The sequence below is a fragment of the Acidovorax sp. FG42 genome, assembly GCF_057809195.1.
In genome coordinates, this window is record NZ_JBMDJM010000005.1 from 158,125 (window position 1) to 178,158 (window position 20,034).

The 20,034-nt window shown below is 66.4% G+C and carries 14 protein-coding genes and 1 pseudogene; 3 read left to right on the plus strand and 12 right to left on the minus strand.

All coding sequences use genetic code 11. The features are described 5' to 3' along the window. Positions 1–38: 38 nt before the first annotated feature. The 3 genes from ACODSM_RS07805 to gabT all read right to left on the minus strand — a co-directional run bounded on the left by ACODSM_RS07805 (position 39) and on the right by gabT (position 3,618). A complete protein-coding gene (locus tag ACODSM_RS07805) occupies positions 39–1,073 on the minus strand; it encodes an ABC transporter substrate-binding protein (protein ID WP_488804868.1) in 1,035 nt (344 codons plus the stop codon). Positions 1,074–1,172: 99 nt separating this feature from the next. Beyond that, entirely contained in the window at positions 1,173–2,270 is a 1,098-nt protein-coding gene (locus ACODSM_RS07810; protein WP_060985892.1) for an ABC transporter ATP-binding protein, read from the minus strand. A 43-nt stretch (positions 2,271–2,313) separates the two neighbouring features. Next, positions 2,314–3,618, minus strand: coding sequence for a 4-aminobutyrate--2-oxoglutarate transaminase (gabT, locus tag ACODSM_RS07815; protein ID WP_488804869.1), 1,305 nt, complete (start codon positions 3,616–3,618; stop codon positions 2,314–2,316). Between the two features lie 190 nt (positions 3,619–3,808). On the opposite strand from gabT, the pseudogene ACODSM_RS07820 reads away from it, so the two are divergent. Beyond that, positions 3,809–5,226, plus strand: a pseudogene (locus ACODSM_RS07820) (aminotransferase-like domain-containing protein). A gap of 176 nt (positions 5,227–5,402) precedes the next feature. On the opposite strand, the gene ACODSM_RS07825 reads toward ACODSM_RS07820, so the two are convergent. The 9 genes from ACODSM_RS07825 to ACODSM_RS07865 all read right to left on the minus strand — a co-directional run bounded on the left by ACODSM_RS07825 (position 5,403) and on the right by ACODSM_RS07865 (position 13,993). Beyond that, complete coding sequence (locus ACODSM_RS07825) at positions 5,403–6,077, minus strand: GntR family transcriptional regulator (protein ID WP_137745616.1); 675 nt, start codon at positions 6,075–6,077, stop codon at positions 5,403–5,405. 67 nt (positions 6,078–6,144) lie between these two features. Continuing rightward, positions 6,145–7,167 (minus strand): TRAP transporter substrate-binding protein, encoded by a 1,023-nt coding sequence (locus tag ACODSM_RS07830; protein ID WP_488804870.1) that lies wholly within the window; start codon positions 7,165–7,167, stop codon positions 6,145–6,147. A 62-nt stretch (positions 7,168–7,229) separates the two neighbouring features. After that, on the minus strand, positions 7,230–8,495 hold the full coding sequence (locus ACODSM_RS07835) for a TRAP transporter large permease (RefSeq protein ID WP_488804871.1): 1,266 nt from the start codon (positions 8,493–8,495) through the stop codon (positions 7,230–7,232). Positions 8,496–8,532: 37 nt separating this feature from the next. Continuing rightward, complete coding sequence (locus ACODSM_RS07840) at positions 8,533–9,168, minus strand: TRAP transporter small permease (RefSeq protein ID WP_488804872.1); 636 nt, start codon at positions 9,166–9,168, stop codon at positions 8,533–8,535. 144 nt (positions 9,169–9,312) lie between these two features. After that, positions 9,313–10,653, minus strand: coding sequence for an FAD-dependent oxidoreductase (locus ACODSM_RS07845; protein WP_488804873.1), 1,341 nt, complete (start codon positions 10,651–10,653; stop codon positions 9,313–9,315). Beyond that, on the minus strand, positions 10,644–10,940 hold the full coding sequence (locus tag ACODSM_RS07850) for a 2Fe-2S iron-sulfur cluster-binding protein (RefSeq protein ID WP_295938394.1): 297 nt from the start codon (positions 10,938–10,940) through the stop codon (positions 10,644–10,646). The genes ACODSM_RS07845 and ACODSM_RS07850 overlap by 10 nt, the downstream gene beginning before the upstream one ends. After that, positions 10,937–12,052, minus strand: coding sequence for an NAD(P)/FAD-dependent oxidoreductase (locus ACODSM_RS07855; protein ID WP_488804874.1), 1,116 nt, complete (start codon positions 12,050–12,052; stop codon positions 10,937–10,939). Before ACODSM_RS07855 ends, ACODSM_RS07850 begins: the two co-directional genes overlap by 4 nt. A gap of 27 nt (positions 12,053–12,079) precedes the next feature. Continuing rightward, a complete protein-coding gene (locus tag ACODSM_RS07860; protein ID WP_488804875.1) occupies positions 12,080–13,039 on the minus strand; it encodes a 4-hydroxyproline epimerase in 960 nt (319 codons plus the stop codon). A gap of 36 nt (positions 13,040–13,075) precedes the next feature. Then, positions 13,076–13,993: a dihydrodipicolinate synthase family protein gene (locus tag ACODSM_RS07865; protein ID WP_488804876.1), complete on the minus strand. Its 918-nt coding sequence runs from the start codon at positions 13,991–13,993 to the stop codon at positions 13,076–13,078. 290 nt (positions 13,994–14,283) lie between these two features. On the opposite strand from ACODSM_RS07865, the gene alaS reads away from it, so the two are divergent. Continuing rightward, the gene (gene alaS / locus ACODSM_RS07870) at positions 14,284–16,911 is read left to right on the plus strand and encodes an alanine--tRNA ligase (protein ID WP_488804877.1); all 2,628 of its coding nucleotides are present in this window, start codon (positions 14,284–14,286) and stop codon (positions 16,909–16,911) included. A gap of 101 nt (positions 16,912–17,012) precedes the next feature. Next, complete coding sequence (locus ACODSM_RS07875; RefSeq protein WP_488804878.1) at positions 17,013–19,994, plus strand: HD domain-containing phosphohydrolase; 2,982 nt, start codon at positions 17,013–17,015, stop codon at positions 19,992–19,994. Positions 19,995–20,034 lie beyond the last annotated feature (40 nt).

Genomic DNA, 20,034 nt, shown 5'->3' on the forward strand with positions numbered 1-20,034 from the left:
TTTCACAAGGGCATCTTCAAAGGGGCAATACAGGAGGCTTACTGGGTGGCCCAGGCGGCAAAGCGCTTTTCCAGCGCCTCGCCCTGGTCGGCCCAGAAGCCCACGCTGAACTGCAGGGCTTCCTTGGCGTTGGCGGCCGAGGTGGGCAGGTCGTCCAGCACCTTCTTGTCCAGCGATGCCAGGGCCTTGCTGTTGGCCGGGCCGTAGGCAATGTTCTGTGCGTAGGCCGCCTGCTGCGGTGCCTGCATCGTGAAGGCGATGAACTTCACGGCTGCGTCCTTGTTGGGTGTGCCCTTGGGGATGGCCCAGTAGTCCAGGTCGTAGATGCCGCCGGGCCAGTAGATCTTGAGGTTGCGGCCTTCGCGGTTGGCGGCGTCGATGCGGCCGTTGAACACCGTGGTCAGCGCCACGTCGCCGGCCACCAGGAACTGGGGCGCCTGGGCACCGGCCTCCCACCACTGGATGTTGGGCTTGAGTTCGGTGAGCTTCTTGAACGCGCGGTCGGCACCGTCCTTGGTGGCCAGCACCTTGTACACATCGGCGGGCTTCACGCCGTCGGCCAGCAGGGCAAATTCGAGGTTGTAGCGTGCGCCCTTGCGCATGCCGCGCTTTCCGGGGATCTTCTTGGTGTCCCAGAAGTCGGCCCAACTCGTGGGTGGGGTCTTGAGCTTGTCGCCGTTGTAGGCCATCACGGTGGACCACACGAAGATGCCCACAGCGCATTCGTGCACGGCGGCGGGCAGCAGGTCGGCCTTGGGCACGATCTTGCTGTAGTCCAGCTTCTCGTACAGGCCTTCATCGCAGCCGCGCGCGGCGTCGGGCGATTCGACCTCCACCACGTCCCAGGTCACCTTCTTGGTCTCGACCATGGCTTTGACCTTGGCCTGCTCGCCGTTGTATTCCACGGCCACGATCTTGGTGCCCTGCTTTTCGTAGGGCTCGTAGAACGCCTTTTTCTGCGCATTGGCATTGGCGCCGCCGAAGTTCACAACGGTGAGTTGCTGTTGCGCAAAGCTGGGCAGGGTGACCAGGCAGGCAGCCAGGGATGCGCAGGCGATGAGGCTCTTTTTCATGGTGCAGATTTCCTTGGGTAGTGGAGGAACGGGAACGGGGATAGGACGGACAGGTGAACGGGACTGGTGGCGGGGGCGCAGCGGGGTTGTGCAACGTCCTCACACGGCGTAGATGCGTGTGGCGGCGGGCGGGAACTCCAGCAACACCTGGTCGCCCGGCTGCGCGTGGCTGGTGCCCAGGGGCGACAAGGCCCGCTTGACTGTGGCCGGCTCCTGCCCGTGGCCCAGCTCGCAGACCAGGCGCAGGTGGTCGCCGTAGTAAATGGTGCGCGCCACGGTGGCCGGGATGGCGTTGGGCCGGGGGTATTCGGACTGCGGGTGCAGCACGATGCGCTCAGGCCGCACGCAAGCTTGCACCCGCGCGCCCACCGGGGCCTGGTTCACGTTGATGCCGGGCAGCAGGAAGCCGCCGGGCATCTGGATGGCGGCGTCGGCCCCAGCGCCCTGCAGCGTGCCCGAGAGCACGGTGCTGTCGCCCACAAAGCCCGCCACAAAGCGGTTGCTGGGGGTTTCGTACAGGCTCTCCACATCGGCCAGCTGCTGGATCACGCCTTCGTTGAACACGGCCACGCGGTCGCTCATGGTCAGGGCCTCGCCCTGGTCGTGCGTCACGTACACAAAGGTCACACCCAGCTGGCGGTGCAGCTCTTTCAGCTCGATCTGCATGTGCTCGCGCAACTGCTTGTCGAGCGCACCCAGGGGCTCGTCCATCAGCACCAGCTGCGGGTTGAACACGAGTGCACGCGCCAGGGCCACACGCTGCTGCTGCCCACCTGACAGGCGCGCGGGCAGGCGGTCGGCCATGCCACCCAGGCGCACCATGTCCAGCGCCTTCTTCACGCGTTCGGCCTGCTCGGCCTTGGGCACCTTGCGCACCGTCAGCGGGTAGGCCACGTTCTCGCCCACCGTGAGGTGGGGGAACAGCGCGTAGTTCTGGAACACCATGCCAAAGTTGCGCTTGTGCGGCGGCGTGCGCGTGATCTGCTTGCCGTCCAGCAGGATGTCGCCCGCCGTGGGCGACTCGAACCCGGCCAGCATCATCAGCGTGGTGGTCTTGCCCGAGCCCGATGGGCCCAGCAGGCTCAAAAACTCGCCGCGCTGGATGTCCAGGTCCAGCGCGCGCACCACCAGCTGCTCGCCGTCGTAGGTCTTTTGCACGCCGGTAAAGCGCACCAGGGGTTCGGCAGGCTGGTTCATGGCGGGCGGTGCCTGGTAGGTGGAGTGAAGGGCCGGGCGCATGTCAGTTCGTGGCCGCAGCCACGGCCTCCAGGCTGTCGGCCAGGATGGCCAGGCCCTCGTGCAGCAGCTCGTCCGAGGCGGTCAGCGGCACCAGGATGCGGATCACGTTGCCATGCGTGCCGCACGACAGCAGGATCAGCCCGCGCCGCGCAGCCTCTGCCACGACCTGCTTGGTCAGGGCGGCGTCGGGGCGGCTGAGGTCGCCGTTCTCGAACAGCTCAATCGCCACCATGGCGCCCAGGCCGCGCACGTCGCCAATGGCAGGCACCTTGGCTGCGGTGTCTTTGAGGCTGCGCACCAGCAGCGCGCCCATGTCCTGGCTGCGGGCCAGCAGGCTTTCTTGCGCAAAAGCCTCGATCACGGCCAGCGCGGCAGCACAGGCCACGGGGCTGCCCGCGTAGGTGCCACCCAGGCCACCGGGGGCGGGCGCATCCATCACATCGGCCCGGCCCACCACGCCTGCCAGCGGGAAGCCGCCCGCCAGCGACTTGGCCGTGGTGATCAGGTCGGGCGCCACGGGCCACTGCTCGCTGGCAAACCAGGTGCCGGTGCGGCCTGCGCCGGTCTGCACCTCGTCGGCAATCAGCAGGATGCCGTAGCGGTCGGCCAGCGCCTTCAGGCCGCTGATGAATTCGGGCGGGGCGACGTAGAAGCCGCCTTCGCCCTGCACGGGCTCGACGATGAAGGCCGCCACGCGCTCGGGCTCGATGTCGTTCTTGAAGATCAGCTCTACCGAATGCAGCGCCTGCTCCACGCTCACGCCGTGCAGCGCGTTGGGGAACAGGGCGTGGTAGGTCTCGCCAGGGAAGGGGCCAAACCCGATCTTGTAAGGCGCAACCTTGCCCGTGAGGCCCAGCGTGAGGTTGGTGCGGCCGTGGTAGCCGCCGGTGAAGGCGATCACGCCGGGGCGCTTGGTGTAGGCGCGGGCGATCTTGATGGCGTTTTCCACGGCCTCGGCGCCGGTGGTGAGCAGCAAGCTCTTTTTGGCAAACGCGCCGGGGGCCAGCGTGTTCAGGCGCTCGCACACTTCCACGTAGGGTTCGTACGCCACCACCTGAAAGCAGGTGTGGGTGTACAGGTCCAGCTGGGCCTTGACGGCGGCGATCACGCCAGCGTGCAGGTGGCCGGTGTTGAGCACGGCGATGCCACCGGCGAAGTCGATGAAGCGGCGGCCCTCCACATCCCACAGCTCGGCGTTGCGGGCCTTCTGGATGAAGAGGTCATGGGCCTGGCCCACGCCCCGGGCGACGGCGGCGTGGCGGCGGGTGAGAAGGGCGGCGTTGGTGAAGTGGCGGTCTTGCTGCATGGCGGTCGGCGTGGTGGTTGACGAGGAAATGAAGGAATGGGGCGGATTCTGGAAGTCGCGCCACACACCGTCCATGTACAGCGCAGCGCTGTTTGGCGCGCACTGTGCAGGTCTAAAATCCTGTACAAGCAATCCCTGATTTGGTGTGCGCCAAGCCGGTGCACAATTCGCCTCCTTTTTTCCGCTCCTGATGCTCACTCTCAGCCCGGACCTGCAGACACCGCTGGTCAGCCAGATCGTTGATGGGCTGCGGGGCCTGATCGTTGGGCAGGTGCTCAAACCCGGCAGCAAGCTCCCGTCCATCCGCGCTTTTGCCGCTGCGCATGGCGTGAGCGTGTTCACCGTGGTCGAGGCTTACGACCGCCTGGTGGCGCAGGGCTGGCTGGTGTCGCGCGCCAACGCCGGCTTTTTTGTGAAGCGGCGGGGCGATGAAGGCGTGGCGCCCGGGGCTGGTGCGCCAGCGCGGCCGGTGCCCCGTTTTGATGCGCGCTGGTACCTCAAACAAATTTTTGAAAACCGCAACCTGCCCATGAAACCGGGCTGCGGCTGGCTGCCGCACGACTGGCTGTTTGGCGATGCGGTCAAGCGCAGCATGCGCCAGCTGTCGTCGGACGGCCCCGAGCTGGACGGCTACGGTTTGCCCCACGGCCACATGGCGCTGCGCATGGTGGTGGCCGAGTCGCTGGCAGAGCACCACCTGGCAGTGGACGCCGAGCAGGTGCTGCTGACCCAGGGCTCCAGCCAGGCGCTGGATCTGGTGGCGCGCCGCCTGGTCAAGCCCGGCGACGTGGTGCTGGTGGACGACCCCGGCTACCCCAACCTGCACTTCATGCTGCGTTTTGCGGGCGCGCAGGTGGTGGGCGTGCCGCGTACCCCCACGGGCTATGACCTGCCTGCGCTGGAGGCCCTGCTGGCAGCGCACCGACCCACCGTGTTTTTCACCCAGCCGCGCTTGCAAAGCCCGACCTGTTCCATGGCGTCGGTCGCGCACCTGCACCGCCTGCTGCAGCTGGCCGAGCAACATGGTTTTGCGCTGGTGGAAAACGACATCTACGCCGACATGGATTCGACCGTGCGCCCCTCGCTGGCCAGTCTGGATCAGCTTAGCCGCGTGGTCTACATCGGCAGCTTCTCCAAGACCATTTCGCCCAACCTGCGCACGGGCTACGTGGCAGCGCGGCGCGATCTGCTGGATGAGCTGGTGCAGCTCAAGATGATCTCGGGCCTGACGTCCTCCGAGATCACCGAGCGCATCACCTTCGGCGTGGTGACCGATGGCCGCTGGCGCAAGCACCTCAAATCATTACGCGAGCGCCTGGCGGAGCGCACCGCGCGGTGGGTCGGCGGCTGCTGAACCTGGGGTTCGAGCTGTTCCACGAGCCCGAGGCGGGCATGTACCTGTGGGCGCGCCACCCCGACCTGCCCGACAGCGCCGAGCTGTCAAAAGAGGCCACGGGCGCGGGCATCATGCTCGGCCCCGGCCAGCTGTTTCTGGTGGAGCCGCGCCCCACGGGCTGGCTGCGCTTCAACGTGTCGTTCAGCCAGGACGAGCGGCTGTGGCGCTTCTTGGAACAGCGCATCCTGCTGGGGCAGCAGGTGGCGGAATAGGGCGGTTCCATGCACTGAGAGCCCGCGCGCAGTCCCCTGCGGGATCGCAAACAGCCTCTCTGCATGCGTTTTCAAGCCATTTTGGCACCATGCGCTAGTGCAATATGGCTTGTTTGCTATCAAATATGTAGTGGACGGGCAAGCTACCCCGCTTTCCTTGCTGGAGGGCCTGGCGCCTACCGGTCGATGATGCGCCGCGCAAACCGCTCCAGGTACTCCATCAGCTGCTCCGCCCCGGCCATGGCGTGCGCTTCGTCACCGCTGGCAATGCCCTGGGCCAGCTGCATGTGGGCGCGCGCGCCTTCGGACACCTCGCCCTCGTGCTGGTAGGCATACCAGAAGCGCCTGCACTGCACGATGAGGGGCTGCACACATTTGACGGCTGAATGGTTCTGGCTGGCCTGGTGCACCACCACGTCCAGCGCGTGGTCGGCTTGCATGTAGTCGTCCAGGTGGCCGCGTGCGGCGGCTTCCACCATTTTTTCGGCGCACTGCACGATGGCCTGGCGCTGCGGTGCCGTGGCGCGGCGCGCGGCGCACGATGCGATCAGGCGCTCCAGCACGCGGCGGGTCTGGATCACGTCCAGGTGGTCGGCCAGGTCGATGTGCGACACCAGCAGCCCGCGCCGGGGCTGCTGCGCAATCAGCCCGATGGAGACCATGCGCAGCAGCGCCTCGCGCACGGGGGTGCGGCCGAGGCCCGTGCTTTCCACAATCTCGGCCTCCACCACGGGCGAGCCGGGCTGCAGCTGCAGGGTGGAGATCATGGCCTCGATGGCGTCATAGGCCACGTCGGCCGCGCGCCGTTTGGGCGCAGGGTCTCGCTGGGTGGGGGCACTGCGGGTGGTCATGGGGAGCAGGGTTGAAGCTGGGGTGGGGTCGCGGACCGCATCTTAGTGGCTCGCGACTTCCTCAACTTCAGGCGAGGCTGGCGCCTGCCTTGCGCAGCTCGGCAATCTGCGGTGCCTTGGGCAGCCACAGCTTGTCAAACTCCTGGATGGTGCTGTCGGGGTTGAAGGCGGTTGCCGTCTTGAACGCGATGGACGTGCCCTTGAACTTCTCGATCAGCCCCGCCTCGGTGGTCACGATGTCGTTGATCTGCGCATCGAGCGACTGCGCCACCAGCTTGCGGATGAGGTCCTTGTCCTTGGCGTCCAGGCCTTGCCAGATGCGGCCGGAGACCAGCGGAGCAAACGGCATGAACAGCGCATTCATCTGCAGCAGCGTCTTGGCCACCTTGTCAAATCGCTGGTTCCACGAGAACTCGATGTCGGCCTCCAGCCCATCCACCTGACCATTGCTCATCGCATCGAACACCTGGGGTGTGGGGATGGGCGTGGGGGCTGCGCCCAGCATTTGATAAAAGTCGCGGTACACGGGCGTGGGGTTGATGCGCAGCTTCATGCCCTTGATGTCGGTGGGCAGGTTGATGTCTTTGGTGGAGAACACGGCGCGCATGCCGGTAATGCCCCAGCCCAGGCCGATGGTGCCGGTCTCGCGCGGCAGCACTTCCAGCAGCTTGGTGGCAGCGGGGTGCTTGACCAGCTTGGCCACGGCGGGCGTGGAGCGCACCAGATAGGGCGCATTAATGGCCGCGATGCTGGCCACACGCGAGCCCAGCTCGGCGGCCTGGATCCAGCCCATGTCCAGCGCACCGGACTGCAGCTGCTGCATCATCACCGCCTCGTTGCCCAGCTGGCCCGAGTGGAAGACTGTCACGCTCAGGCGGCCATCGGTTTCCTTCTTCAGCGCCTCGCTAAACTGCAGCGCGGCACGGTTCCACGAGTGGCCTGCGGGCGTGATCAGGCCCAGGCGGAATTCCTTGGCGTCGGCGGCCCGCACCAGGGCCGGAAAGCCCAGCCCCGTGACGGCGGCTGCGGCCACGGCGTGGCGCTGGATGAACTGGCGGCGGGAGACTGGGCGGGCAGGCTGGGTCGTCATGGTGAACTCCGTGAGTGAAGGAACGTTGGGAGGGGGACGGATCTGTTGAACGGCATGCCCCGCTACTTGAGCAGGCCGAGCGACAGGCTGGGGAACAGCGACAACATCACCAGCGCCACGCAGCTGATGATGAAAAACGGGAGGGTGACGATGAACATCTTTCCGGGCTTGGCCCCGGTGACGGCCGACGCGACAAAAAAGCTCAGGCCCACGGGCGGGGTCATCAGCCCCAGCACCAGGTTGACGACGATCACCACGCCAAAGTGGCGCGGGTCGATGTGGTAGACCTCGGTGGCAATCGGCAGCAGGATGGGCGCGGTCATGATGAGACCGGGGATGCCGTCGATCACCGTGCCGATGACCAGCAGGATGACGTTGGTGAGCAGCAGGAAGGTGACCGGGTCGTGCGCCACGGTCTGCACCCAGGCGGCCACCATCTGCGGCACCTTGCCGTAGATCAGCAGCCACGAGAACACGGCCGCCGCCGCCACCAGAAACAGCACGATGGCCGAGTAGATCGCCGAGCGCAGCAGGATCGCGGGCATGGCGCTGAAGCGGAATTCCTTGGTCACATAGCGGCCCACCAGGGCCGAGGCCAGTGCGCCCACGGCGGCCGATTCGGTGGGGTTGGCCACGCCACTCAGGATGGAGCCGACGATGATGATGGGAATGAGCAGCGTGGGGCTGGCCTGCACCACGGTGCGTGCGCGCTGGGCCAGCGTGCGCTTTTCGCTGCGGGGGTAGTTGTAGACAAAACCCATGAGCGCGATCACGACAAAGAACAGCAGCGTGAGCAGCACGCCGGGCAGGATGCCTGCAATCAGCATGTCGCCCACGGCCACCTGGGCCAGCACGCTGTAGACCACAAACATCACGGAGGGCGGGATGATGGGCCCGAGCATGCCGCCGTACACCGTGAGGCCCGCCGCAAAGGTCTTGTCGTAACCCTGCTTCTCCATCTCGGGCACCATGACCTGCGACATGATGGCCACCTGCGCAGTGGCCGAGCCGATGATGGACGACACCAGCATGTTGGCCAGGATGTTCACGTAGGCCAGCCCCCCTTTGACCGAGCCGATGAAGGCCATCGACAGGTCCACCAGCCGCCGCGTGATGCCGCCGTTGTTCATGATCTCGCCGATCAGAATGAACAGCGGGATGGCGATGAGGCCATAGCTGTCCACCCCGCCAAACATCTGCAAGGGGAAGGACTGGAACAACACTGGGCTGCCGATGCTGAGGATGTACACCGCGCCCGACAGGCACAGGCACACGCCGATGGGCACGCCCACCATCAAGGCGGCGAGGAAGAACAGGGTGGTGATCATGGTCGAGGCTCGGTGGGTTTGCAGGGATGGGTGGCGTTCAGTTCACGGCGTCGGCGTTGACCACATCAAAGCCTGCGTGCTGCACACGCTCTGCGGCGCCCATGTCTTCCAGCAGGTTGGCCAGCGCATGCACGCTGAAGGTGACCGAGAAGATCGGCAGGATGAGCTGCAGCACCCAGGTGGGCCAGTTCAGCGTCTGGGTGCGCTCGGTGTAGAGAAAGTTGAAGCTCTCGGCCGCAAACTCCTTGGCGTCAAAGCCGTAGCGCGCAATACCGATGGGGTCCATCCACACCCAGCACATCACCAGCATGGCCAGGCCAAACAGCAGCACGCCCAAGGTGGCGACCACCTTGAACGCCTGGGCGCCCCGCGCGCCGAGGTGGTCGGTCAGCATGGTCACGGCAAAGTCCATCCGCAGCCGGGTCATGACCGAGGCGCCCACAAAGGTCAGCCACACCACCGTGTAGACAGCCGCCTCGTCCACCCAGTAGATGGGCATGCCGGTGTAGCGCGTGACCACGTTGAGCAGGATGAGCAGCACCAGCAAGGTCATGAGGCCGGTGAGCACCTGCCGCTCGGTGCGCAGGATGTGCGAGGACAGTGCCAGCACCCAGCGAACAGGTGCACGCGGCGTGGCAGCGGGTGGTGGGGCGGGACTGCGGGTGGATGGCATGGTGCGGTGCTCGGGGTGGAAGGGGCTTGGGCAGGCGGCTTGGTGAGACTGAATTTTTAATATCTGGCAGATATATTTGCAAGCAAGATGAATGCCTGTTGCTTGTGGGGGGCGTCGCTGCTGAGCTGGAGAAAAGGCTTCGGGTCAGGCAGGCGGCGCTGCGCTGGGGCCTTCCGGCGCAGGCCCGCCGCAGGCGGCCAGGGTGCCGATGCGTGCAGGTGCCAGCAGGTGCCGGGGCGCGGTCGGTGTCCACCCAAACAGGTGCTGTGTGGCTGCACCGCAAATGCGCCCCTGGCAGGCGCCCATGCCGCAGCGGGTGTGCAGCTTGGCGTCGATCCAGCCCTGGCGTGGTGCCAGGTCGGCATAGGCCACGTCTTCGCAGCGGCACACCAGGGTGTCAGGCCGGGGCAGGGCCTTGAGCTGCTCGTTCAGCACAAACGAGGACTGCAGCGCCTGGGCAAACCTTTCCCAGCGCGCAAGTTGCGAGCGCAGTGCCTGGGCCTGCTGCACGTGGCCTGCGGCTGTGTGGCCTGCAATGGCGCCCTGCACCAGGGCACGTTCGCTGCCGCCAAAGCCCGTGCTTTCCCCGGCCGCCAAAACGCCGTGCACCGTGGTGCGCATCTGCGCGTCCACTGCCAGACCGAGGCCGCCGCTCAGCGGTCCGCCCAGCACGCAACCGAGTAGCTGGCCCAGCTGGGTGTTGGGTACCAGGCCAAAGCCGCAGGCCACGCGGTCGCAGGCGATGGTTTCTTCTGCGTGCGCGCCATTGCGCAGCCGCACAGACTGCACCTGGGTGGTGCCATGTGCCTCCAGAACGTGGGTGCTTGCGCGCAAGCCCGGGTGGATCAAGGTGAGCGCCTGCAGCGCCTTGGCCGGCCAGCGTGGCAGTTGCGCCGCAAAGCGCGCGAGTGCTGCCCAGGAGGCCTGCTCGGCAATGCGCACCACCCTGGCACCGGCCTGCGTGGCTGTGGCGGCCGTTGCCAGCAGCAGGGGGCCTGTACCAGCAATCACGATGCGCTGGCCGCGCACGTCCAGCCCCGCCTTGATGAGGGCCTGCAGCGCACCCGCACCCGTCACGCCGGGCAAGGTCCAGCCGGAGAAGGGCAACAGCAGCTCGCGTGCGCCGGTGCACAGGATGATGCGGTGGCTGTGCTGGGTCCAGCCCCGGTCAGCGTCTTCCAGCAGCAGGGCGGGGGCGTTGTCGGTGGGGTGACTGGCTCCCAGCCCCACCACCCGGGTGCCAGTCAATACGCGTATGTTGGTGTGCTTGGCGAGCGCCGCGCGATGCTGCTGCGCCATAGGGGGCAGTGCGGCCTGCGGGCCGTCGCGCCAGATCTGGCCGCCGGGCTGGGGGTTGTCGTCCACCACCGTTATCGCGGCCCCGCTGGGTGCGGCCGCCAGTGTTGCTGCCATGCCCGCTGGGCCCGCGCCGATGATGAGAATGTCGCAGCGTTCGTGCATGGGGGTGGGGCGGGTCATGGGCATGACATGGCGCTCCCGGAGGCGGTACCTGCATCGGTCTCGATGGCCATGCCCTCGGCGCACACCGTCTGGCAGGCCAGGCGGATGCGGCCCTGGATGCGCACTCGGCATTCATGGCACACGCCCATGCCACACAGCGGCGCGCGCGCTTCGCCTGTGACCGAGGTACGGGTAGTACCCGGCGGTTGTTGCGCCAGCGCGGCGGCCACGCTGGTGCCCGCTGGCACCAGCCGGGGAGTTCCGTTCACGACGATCTGCACTGTGGGGGTGCGGGAGGCGGGGCGTGTCATGCAGCACCCCGCAAATCAAAACGCTGCGCGGCGTAGGGCATGGGGTCGATGGGCGGTGTACTGCCGGTGATTTGCGCGGCCAGCAGCTGTGCGGTGCTGGGGGCCGTGGTCACGCCCAGCCCTTCGTGGCCCACGGCCAGCCACAGGTGGGGGTGCGTCGGGTGCGGGCCGATGATGGGCAGGCTGTCGGCCGTGGCAGCGCGAAAACCCGTCCAGGTGCGAATCGCGTTCAGGTCCGCCAGGCCGGGCAGGTAGCTCAGCGCGCGCTGCAGCATGCGCGCAAGCACGGCGTTGTTGACGGCCGGGTCGGTGGTGTCGAACTCGCGCGACGAGCCGATCAGCAACTGCCCCGTGGGCCGCTGCTGCACGTTGAAGGCCACCGAGGTGCCATCGCTGTGGTGGGCGCTGGTGATGTAGCCCAGTTCCACCAGCTGGTGGTGCACGGCGCCGGGGTAGCGGTCTGTGATGACGAGGTGGCCCTTTTTGGGGCGCAGCGGCAGGCCGGGGCACAGCTGCGGGGCCTGGATGCCGCTGGTCAGCACGATGGCGCCCGCGCTGCGCTGACTGCCGTCGCGCAGGGTGACGGTGTGGCCGTCGATCTGCGCGGCTTCGGCCTGTTCAAAAACCACGGTTCCATGCGCTGCAGCCTGGGCCACCAGCCACTGGGCGGCACGCGGGGCATAAACCACGCTGTCGCCATTCACCTTCAGCGCGCCCGCCAGGCCGCGGCGCAGCGCAGGTTCTGCGCGGGCGAGGGCTACGGCATCCAGCATCTCGCAGGCCACGCTTTGGGCTTGCAAGGTGGCGCCCTTGGCGTGTGCGGCCTGCAGTTCTTCCTCGTTGGCAGCCAGCCAGAGCGTGCCGCAGGCGGTGAAGGCGCAGCCAGCATCCATCTGCGGTGCCCATGCGTGCCAGAGGTCGAGCGATGATTTGCTGAGCGCCAGCTCAGCCGGGTTGTCATCCATCACCACCAGATGCCCCATGCCCGCCGCCGTGGCACCGCCCAGGCGCGCATCGATGATTCGCACCGACAGCCCGGCCTGCACGAGCGCATGGGCACATGCCGCGCCGACGATGCCAGCGCCGATCACAAGGACGTCGGTGGTTTGCATGGGGCCTGCGCTGTGGGAGAAGGCGGTTTACAGCCGGATGCCCCAGCCGAACGGGTCTGCGTCGTCGATCAGCAAAGTCGCTTCCGCGCTCATGTAGGCGCGGCCGCGCAGGGTGGGGATGAGCTTGCCATCGTCCTGCAGCGTGTAGCTGGCCTCGAACTGGCTGCCGATGATGCTGGCCTGGCGCCACACCTGGCCCGGCTGCAACTTGCCCTCGGCAGCCAGGCAGGCGATCTTGGCGCTGGTGCCGGTGCCGCAGGGCGAGCGGTCATAGGCCTTGCCGGGGCACAGCACATAGTTGCGGCTGTCCGCAGGCACATAGGCGGGATCAGCGGCACTGTCGTCATCAGCGAAGAGTTCGATGTGGTCGATCTCGCCACCGTTGTCGCCGCGAATGCCCTGGTCCTTCAGGGCCTGCTGGACGGCGCAGGTGTAGTGCATCAGCGCCTCCAGGTTGTCGCTGGCTACACGCTGGCCGTGGTCCGAGATCAGAAAGAACCAGTTACCGCCCCAGGCCACATCGCCCACCACGCGGCCATAGCCGGGCACATCCACCGCCAGCTGGTGGTGCAGGCGGTAGGCGGGCACGTTGCGCACACTCACCGAGCCATCGGTGTGCAAGGTCGTGGTGACGGTGCCCACCGGCGTTTCGATGCGGTGATCGCCAGGCTGGATGCGGCCCATGTGGGCCAGTGAAGCGATCAGGCCAATCGTGCCGTGGCCACACATGCCCAGGTAGCCGCTGTTGTTGAAGAAGATCACGCCCGCCGCGTTGGCGGGGTCTTGCGGTGCGCAGAGCAGCGCGCCCACCACCACGTCGCTACCGCGCGGCTCCAACACGGTGGCGGCGCGCCAGGCATCGTGCTCGCGTGCCAGCCGCTCGCGCCGCTCGGCCATGGTGCCAGTGCCCAGGTCCGGAAATCCGCCAATGACAAGCCGGGTCGGCTCGCCGCCGGTGTGGGAGTCGATCACTTGGATGTGTTGCATGGTGCTGTGGTCGTGGTGGGGCAGTGGCTTAGTGTCTCAGGCCACAGATTGGTACTGGGTCGGGCGGGTTTCGAGCGCTTTGCGTACCACGCTCTCAACAAACGCACGCTCTTCGCCCACCAGTGGCAGGCGGGGGCGGCGCATGTGTTCGGTGCCCACACCCACCAGCACGTCGATGAGCTTGAGGTTCTGCACCAGCTTGTTCGATACATCCAGGTGCAGCATGGGCGTCATCCACTGGTACAGCGGCAGCGCCTCGGCAAATTTGCCTGCCTTCATCAGCTCATACAGCGCCACGGTTTCGCGCGGGAAGGCGCAGCCCACGCCTGCCAGCAGGCCGTCGCAGCCCAGGGCCAGGCCTTCGTAGGCCAGGTCGTCCACGCCCAGGAAGAGCTGGTAGCGGTTGCCCACGGTGTTGCGCAGGTCGGTGATGCGGCGGATGTCGCCTGTGCTTTCCTTGATGGCGGCAATCCATTCGCAGTCGGCCAGCTCCAGCATGTGCTCGGGCTTCAGGTCCACGCGGTATGCGACGGGGTTGTTGTAGACCATAAGCGGGCGCTGGGCGGCATGGGCCATGGCGCGCACGTTGGCCATGGCCTCGCGGGCGTCGGCCACGTAGATCACCGAGGGCATGACCATGTAGCCCGCCACACCCAGCTGGTTGCCGCCGTCGATGTAGCGCAGCGCCTCGCGGGTGCTCGTCTCGGACACATTGGCCAGCACGGGCACGCGGCCGTCGGCTGCTTCCAGGGCAATTTTGGCGACCTGGAGCTTTTCTTCCAGCGTGAGGGTGCTGGCCTCGCCCAGCGAGCCGCAGGTGACCAGCCCGTGAATGCCGTTACGGATCTGGAAGTCGATGTGCCGGGCCGTGCCTTCGGCGTCGATGGACTCGTCGGCATGGAACTTGGTGGTGACGGCGGGGAAGATGCCTTGCCAGCGGGGTTGTGGGTTCACAGGGTGCTCCTTGGGTGCGTTGGGCGATGAAGTTATTAATATATTAACAAGATATCAAAAGCGCGCAAGCGAGTTTTCGAGCGCGGGCCATTGGTCGCTGGGCGAATTGGAGGCGAGGGGCAGGCATGGAACCTGCAAATCCTGTGCCGCCCTTTGCTGTCGCACCGCTGCCACGGGCGCCAGGGCTGCAAACCTATAATGAAAGGTTGGTCCCCATAGGGGCAGCGACAGGCAGCGCACAGGCGCGGGTCCTGCGGTCTGCCTGCTCCGTGCAACCACTCCACAACACCATGAGCACTCCCACTTTTTCTGTCGCTGACATCCGCAAGTCCTTCCTGGACTTCTTCGTCTCCAAGGGCCACACCGTTGTGGCGTCCAGCCCCCTGGTGCCTGGCAACGACCCCACGCTGATGTTCACCAACTCGGGCATGGTGCAGTTCAAGGACGTGTTCCTGGGCACCGACAAGCGCCCTTACAACCGGGCGGTGTCCGTACAGGCCTGCCTGCGTGCCGGCGGCAAGCACAACGACCTGGAGAACGTGGGCTACACCGCGCGCCACCACACCTTCTTTGAAATGCTGGGCAACTGGTCGTTTGGCGACTACTTCAAGCGCGAGTCGCTCAAGTGGGCGTGGGAACTGCTCACCACCGTCTACAAGCTGCCGCCCGAGCGCCTGCTGGCCACGGTCTACCAAGAGGACGACGAGGCCTATGACATCTGGACCAAGGAAATCGGCCTGCCGCCCGAGCGTGTGATCCGCATCGGCGACAACAAGGGCGGTCGCTACAAGTCCGACAACTTCTGGATGATGGCCGACACCGGCCCGTGCGGCCCTTGCAGCGAAATCTTCTACGACCACGGCCCTGAGATCCCTGGCGGCCCTCCAGGCAGCCCCGACGAAGACGGCGACCGTTTCATCGAGATCTGGAACAACGTGTTCATGCAGTTCAACATGGACGAAACCGGTGCTGTCACCCCGCTGCCCGCTCCCTGTGTGGACACCGGCATGGGCCTGGAACGCCTCGCCGCCATCCTGCAGCACGTGCACAGCAACTACGAGATCGACCTGTTCGACCAGCTCATCCAGGCCGCAGGCCGCGAAACCGGCGTGACCGACCTCAACAACAAGAGCCTGCGCGTGATTGCCGACCACATCCGCGCGACCGCTTTCCTGGTGAGTGATGGTGTGATCCCCAGCAACGAAGGCCGTGGCTACGTGCAGCGCCGCATCGTGCGCCGCGCCATCCGCCACGGCTACAAGCTGGGCAAGAAGACGCCGTTCTTCCACAAGCTGGTGGCCGACCTGGTGCGCCTGATGGGCGATGCCTACCCATCGCTGCGCGAGCAGGAGCAGCGCATCACCGACGTGCTCAAGACCGAAGAAGAGCGTTTCTTTGAGACGCTGGCCAACGGCATGGAAATTCTGGACGCCGCGCTGGATGGCGGCGCCAAGGTGCTACCGGGCGACGTGGCCTTCAAGCTGCACGACACCTACGGCTTCCCGCTCGACCTGACCAACGACGTGTGCCGCGAGCGCGACGTGGAAGTGGACGAGGCCGGCTTCAAGACCGCCATGGAAAAGCAGAAGGCCCAGGCACGTGCTGCTGGCAAGTTCAAGATGGACAAGGCGCTGGAGTACACCGGTGCTGCCAACCAGTTCACCGGTTATGAGCATTTGGCCGAGACTGCAAAAATCGTAGCTATCTACGTAGATGGGACCAGCGCTGCAGCCCTGAAAGCGGGTCAAAACGGCGTGGTGGTGCTGGACACGACCCCGTTCTACGCAGAAAGCGGCGGCCAAGTGGGCGACGAGGGTGTGATCACCAGCGGCTCCGCCCGCTTTGCGGTGGGCGATACGCTCAAGATCAAGGCCGATGTGTACGGCCACCACGGCACCCTGGAAGAGGGCACGCTGAACGTGGGCGACACGGTACAGGCCCAGGTGAACACTGCCGTGCGCGCTGCCACCATGCGCAACCACTCGGTCACGCACATCATGCACAAGGCCCTGCGCGAAGTGCTGGGCAGTCACGTGCAGCAAAAGGGCAGCTTGGTCAATGCCGACCGCACCCGTTTCGACTTTGCCCACAACGCACCCGTGACCGCTGCCGAGATCCGCGAGATCGAGCGCCGCGTGAACGAGGAAATCCTGGCCAACACGGCCACCGATGCGCGCGTGATGGACATCGAGTCGGCCCAGAAGACCGGCGCCATGATGCTGTTCGGCGAAAAGTACGGCGAAACCGTGCGCGTGCTCGACATCGGCACCAGCCGCGAACTGTGTGGTGGCACCCACGTGCAGCGCACGGGCGACATTGGTCTCTTCAAGGTGGTGGGCGAGGGCGGTGTGGCCGCGGGCGTGCGTCGCATCGAGGCTGTGACCGGCGCCAATGCACTGGCGTATTTGCAGAACCTGGAAGACACCGTGAACCAGGCCGCCAGCACCCTCAAGACGCCGGTGGCCGAGCTGAATGGCCGCATCAGCCAGGCGCTGGACAATGCGCGTGCGCTGGAGAAGGAAGTCGCTGCGCTCAAGGGCAAGCTGGCCTCCAGCCAGGGCGACGAGCTGGTGAACCAGGCGGTGGAAGTGAAGGGCCTCAAGGTACTGGCTGCCGCGCTGCCCGGTGCCGACGCCAAGACCCTGCGCGACACCATGGACAAGCTCAAGGACAAGCTCAAGACCGCTGCCATCGTGCTGGCCGCTGTGGACGGCGACAAGGTGCAGATTGCTGCGGGCGTGACGGCCGACAGCGTGGGCAAGCTCAAGGCCGGCGAACTGGTCAACTTCGTGGCCCAGCAAGTGGGCGGCAAGGGCGGCGGCAAGCCCGACATGGCCATGGCTGGCGGCACTGACGCGGCCAAGCTGCCTGCAGCGCTGGCCTCGGTGACGGGCTGGGTCACGCAGCAACTGGGCTGATGTCCCGGGCCACCACAGCGGCACCGGCCGCTGTGGTGTGGCAGCCATGGCTGCCAAAAAGAGGGTGACGGAACGCGGGCTTTCACCCTAAAGTGCAGCGCATGGACACCCTGCGCGACAGCCCCCAAGACCCGCCGCCGTCCGCTGTGCTGCGCGGCACTGGTGCTGCTTTGGCGGGCCAAGGCGGCCACCTGCCATGGTGGCGCCGTATCACCATCCCCTTTGAGGTCCTGATCGCCACCGTGGTGGTAACCGCCATGCTGTTGCTGACAGCGTTGTTGGTGTACCAGGTCAGCACCAGCGCGCGCCAGGCCATCATTGCGGCGTCGGACGAGAGCGCGCAGCGCATCAGCCAGTTGATCGCCGAACGGGTACACCGCATCGTGGACCCGGCCGATGCCACCATCCGCCTGCTGGCGTTCGACCCGGTGGCCTCGGCGTCCACCCTGCCAGCACGGCTGCGGCGTCTGCCTGTGCTGGCGCGGCTGCTGGAGCAGAACCAGCTGCTGTCGGCAGTGTTCATCGGTCACCCGGACGGGCAGTTTCTGCTGGTGCGACCGGTGCGCAACGAGGCCTTGCGGGTGCGACTGGATGCACCGCCCAAAACGGCGTACCTGGTGCAGTCCATGGCGCGGGAGCGCGGCTTGGCGGGCATGGTGGGGCGCTGGAGCTATTACGACGCGGACTTGCGGCTGATCGACTCCGCCGTCCGCCCGGAATACCGCTATGACCCCCGTACCCGTCCCTGGTATGCCGAGGCGCTGGAGCAGAACACCCAGATCCTCACATCGCCCTATGTGTTCTTCACCACGCAGGAAGTCGGCATCACCCTGAGCCAGCCCAGCGAGGACGGGCGTGCGGTGATTGGCCTGGACGTGGCCCTGACCGACCTGGGGCATGAAATCAGTGGCCTGCGCCTGATGCCCCGCACCGAGATTGCGGTGGTGGACAAAGACCGCCGCGTGCTGGCCTACCCCGACATGTCGCGCGTGCTGCTGCGCGATGGCAACACGCCCGGCCTTCGGCTGCGTGCGCTGGACGACCTGGGCGTGCCCAGCCTGCAAGCGCTACAGGCGCTCGGCCTGAAAGATGGCGAGTCGCGCCGCCTGCAGGCCGATGGTGAGGAATGGCTGGTCCGCTCGCTGCCGCTGGCGTCGATGCGCTGGCAGGGGCTGCAGATTCTGATGGCGATTCCCACCAAGGAGCTGCTGGCCGACGTGAACAACAATTTGCGCCAGCAGGTGTGGCTGTCGGTGTCGCTCATCGGTCTGATGCTGCCGTTGGGCTGGCTCGCTGGCCGACGGGTGGGACGCAGCCTGTTCGGGCTCGCGTTGCAGGCCAGGGCGCTGGCGCGGTTTGATTTCCGGCGGCCCGAACGGCGGGTGTCGCCAGTGCGCGAGGTGCGCGACCTGGGGCAGGTGATGGACCGCATGTCCGACACCATCCAGGAGTTCCTGCACATCACCCACCACATCAGCGCCGAATCGCGCACTGACCTGATGCTGTCGAGTGTGCTGTACGAGCTGGTGCGCGCCACCAGTTGCACCGGCGGTGCGGTGTACCTGGTGGACCCGCAACGCACCGGCTTGCTGCGCGCGGCCCGCCATTGCGAGGACCCGGAGCAGCAGTCCCGCTACCCCGAGCACCTGGCCATGGTGCATTTCATCAACCACACCGAGCCCCAGCCCGGCGACCTGCACGAAGACGACGATGACACCGAGCCCGCCCGCGTGCTGCGCGTGCAGCTGCGCACCCGCGACGGGCAGCCCCTGGGCCTGCTGGTGCTGCGCTACATCGCAGACCAGACGCAGGACGACGCGCATTTCCGGGCCTTTGTCGAAAAGCTGTCGGGCACGCTGTCGGTAGCCATTGAGACCCGCAGCCTGATCGAAGGCCAGAAGAAGCTGCTGGACGCCGTCATCCGCCTGCTGGCCGACGCCATCGACGCCAAGAGCCCCTACACCGGCGGCCACTGCGAGCGGGTGCCCGAGCTGGCCGAAGCACTCATGGACCGCATGTGTGCAGCCAAAGACGGCCCGTTTGCCCAGGTCACCATGACCGACGCCGAGCGCTACGAGTTCCGCCTGGGGGCCTGGCTGCACGACTGCGGCAAGGTCACCAGCCCGGAGCACATCATCGACAAGGCCACCAAGCTGGAAACGCTCTACAACCGCATTCATGAGGTGCGCATGCGCTTTGAGGTGTTGTGGCGGGACGCGGAGCTGGACTACTGGAAGCAGCATGTGTCGGGCGTGGACCCGGTGCGCCTGCAGCGCGAGCTGCTGCAACGGCGCGAACAGTTGCAGGACGACTTTGCCTTTGTGGCCCGCTGCAACGTCGGGGGTGAATTCATGGCCGAGGCGGACATCGCCCGCCTCAAGGCCATTGGCCGCCAGATCTGGCAGCGGCATTTTGATGACCGCCTGGGCCTGTCGGCGGCCGAGATGCTGCGGCTTTCGACCGTGCCGGTGCGCCCCATGCCCGCCAATGAGCCGCTGCTGGCCGACCGGCCGGAGCACATCGTGCCCTGGGGCACCCGCAAGCCACCGGTGGAGGCGGGCAACCCTGCCAACCGCTGGGGCTTCGACATGGTGTTGCCGCCGTACGAGGCCCACCTGGGCGAACTGCACAACCTGTCCATCCAGCGGGGCACGCTCACGGCGGAAGACCGCTTCAAGATCAACGACCACATCGTGCAGACCATCATCATGCTCAGCGGTCTGCCGTTTCCGCCGCACCTGGCGCGCGTGCCGGCGATTGCCGGGTCACACCATGAAAAGCTGGACGGCACCGGCTACCCTCGGCGGCTGAAGGCGCCAGAGCTGACTTTGGCCGACCGTGTGATGACCCTGGCCGATATCTTTGAGGCGCTGACTGCGGCCGACCGGCCCTACAAGCCACCCAAGACGCTGTCCGAGTCGCTCAAGATCATGACCCACATGGTGCGCGAGCGGCACATCGATGCCGAGGTGTTCCGCTTCTTCCTGACCAGTGGTGTGTGGCGTGACTACGCAGAGCGCTTCCTGACGCCCGCGCAGCGCGACGAGGTCAATGTGGAGGCGATCCTGGCATCGCTGGGCTGACAGGGGGCACTGCACTGCGCACTGCGCACTGCACGGTGGC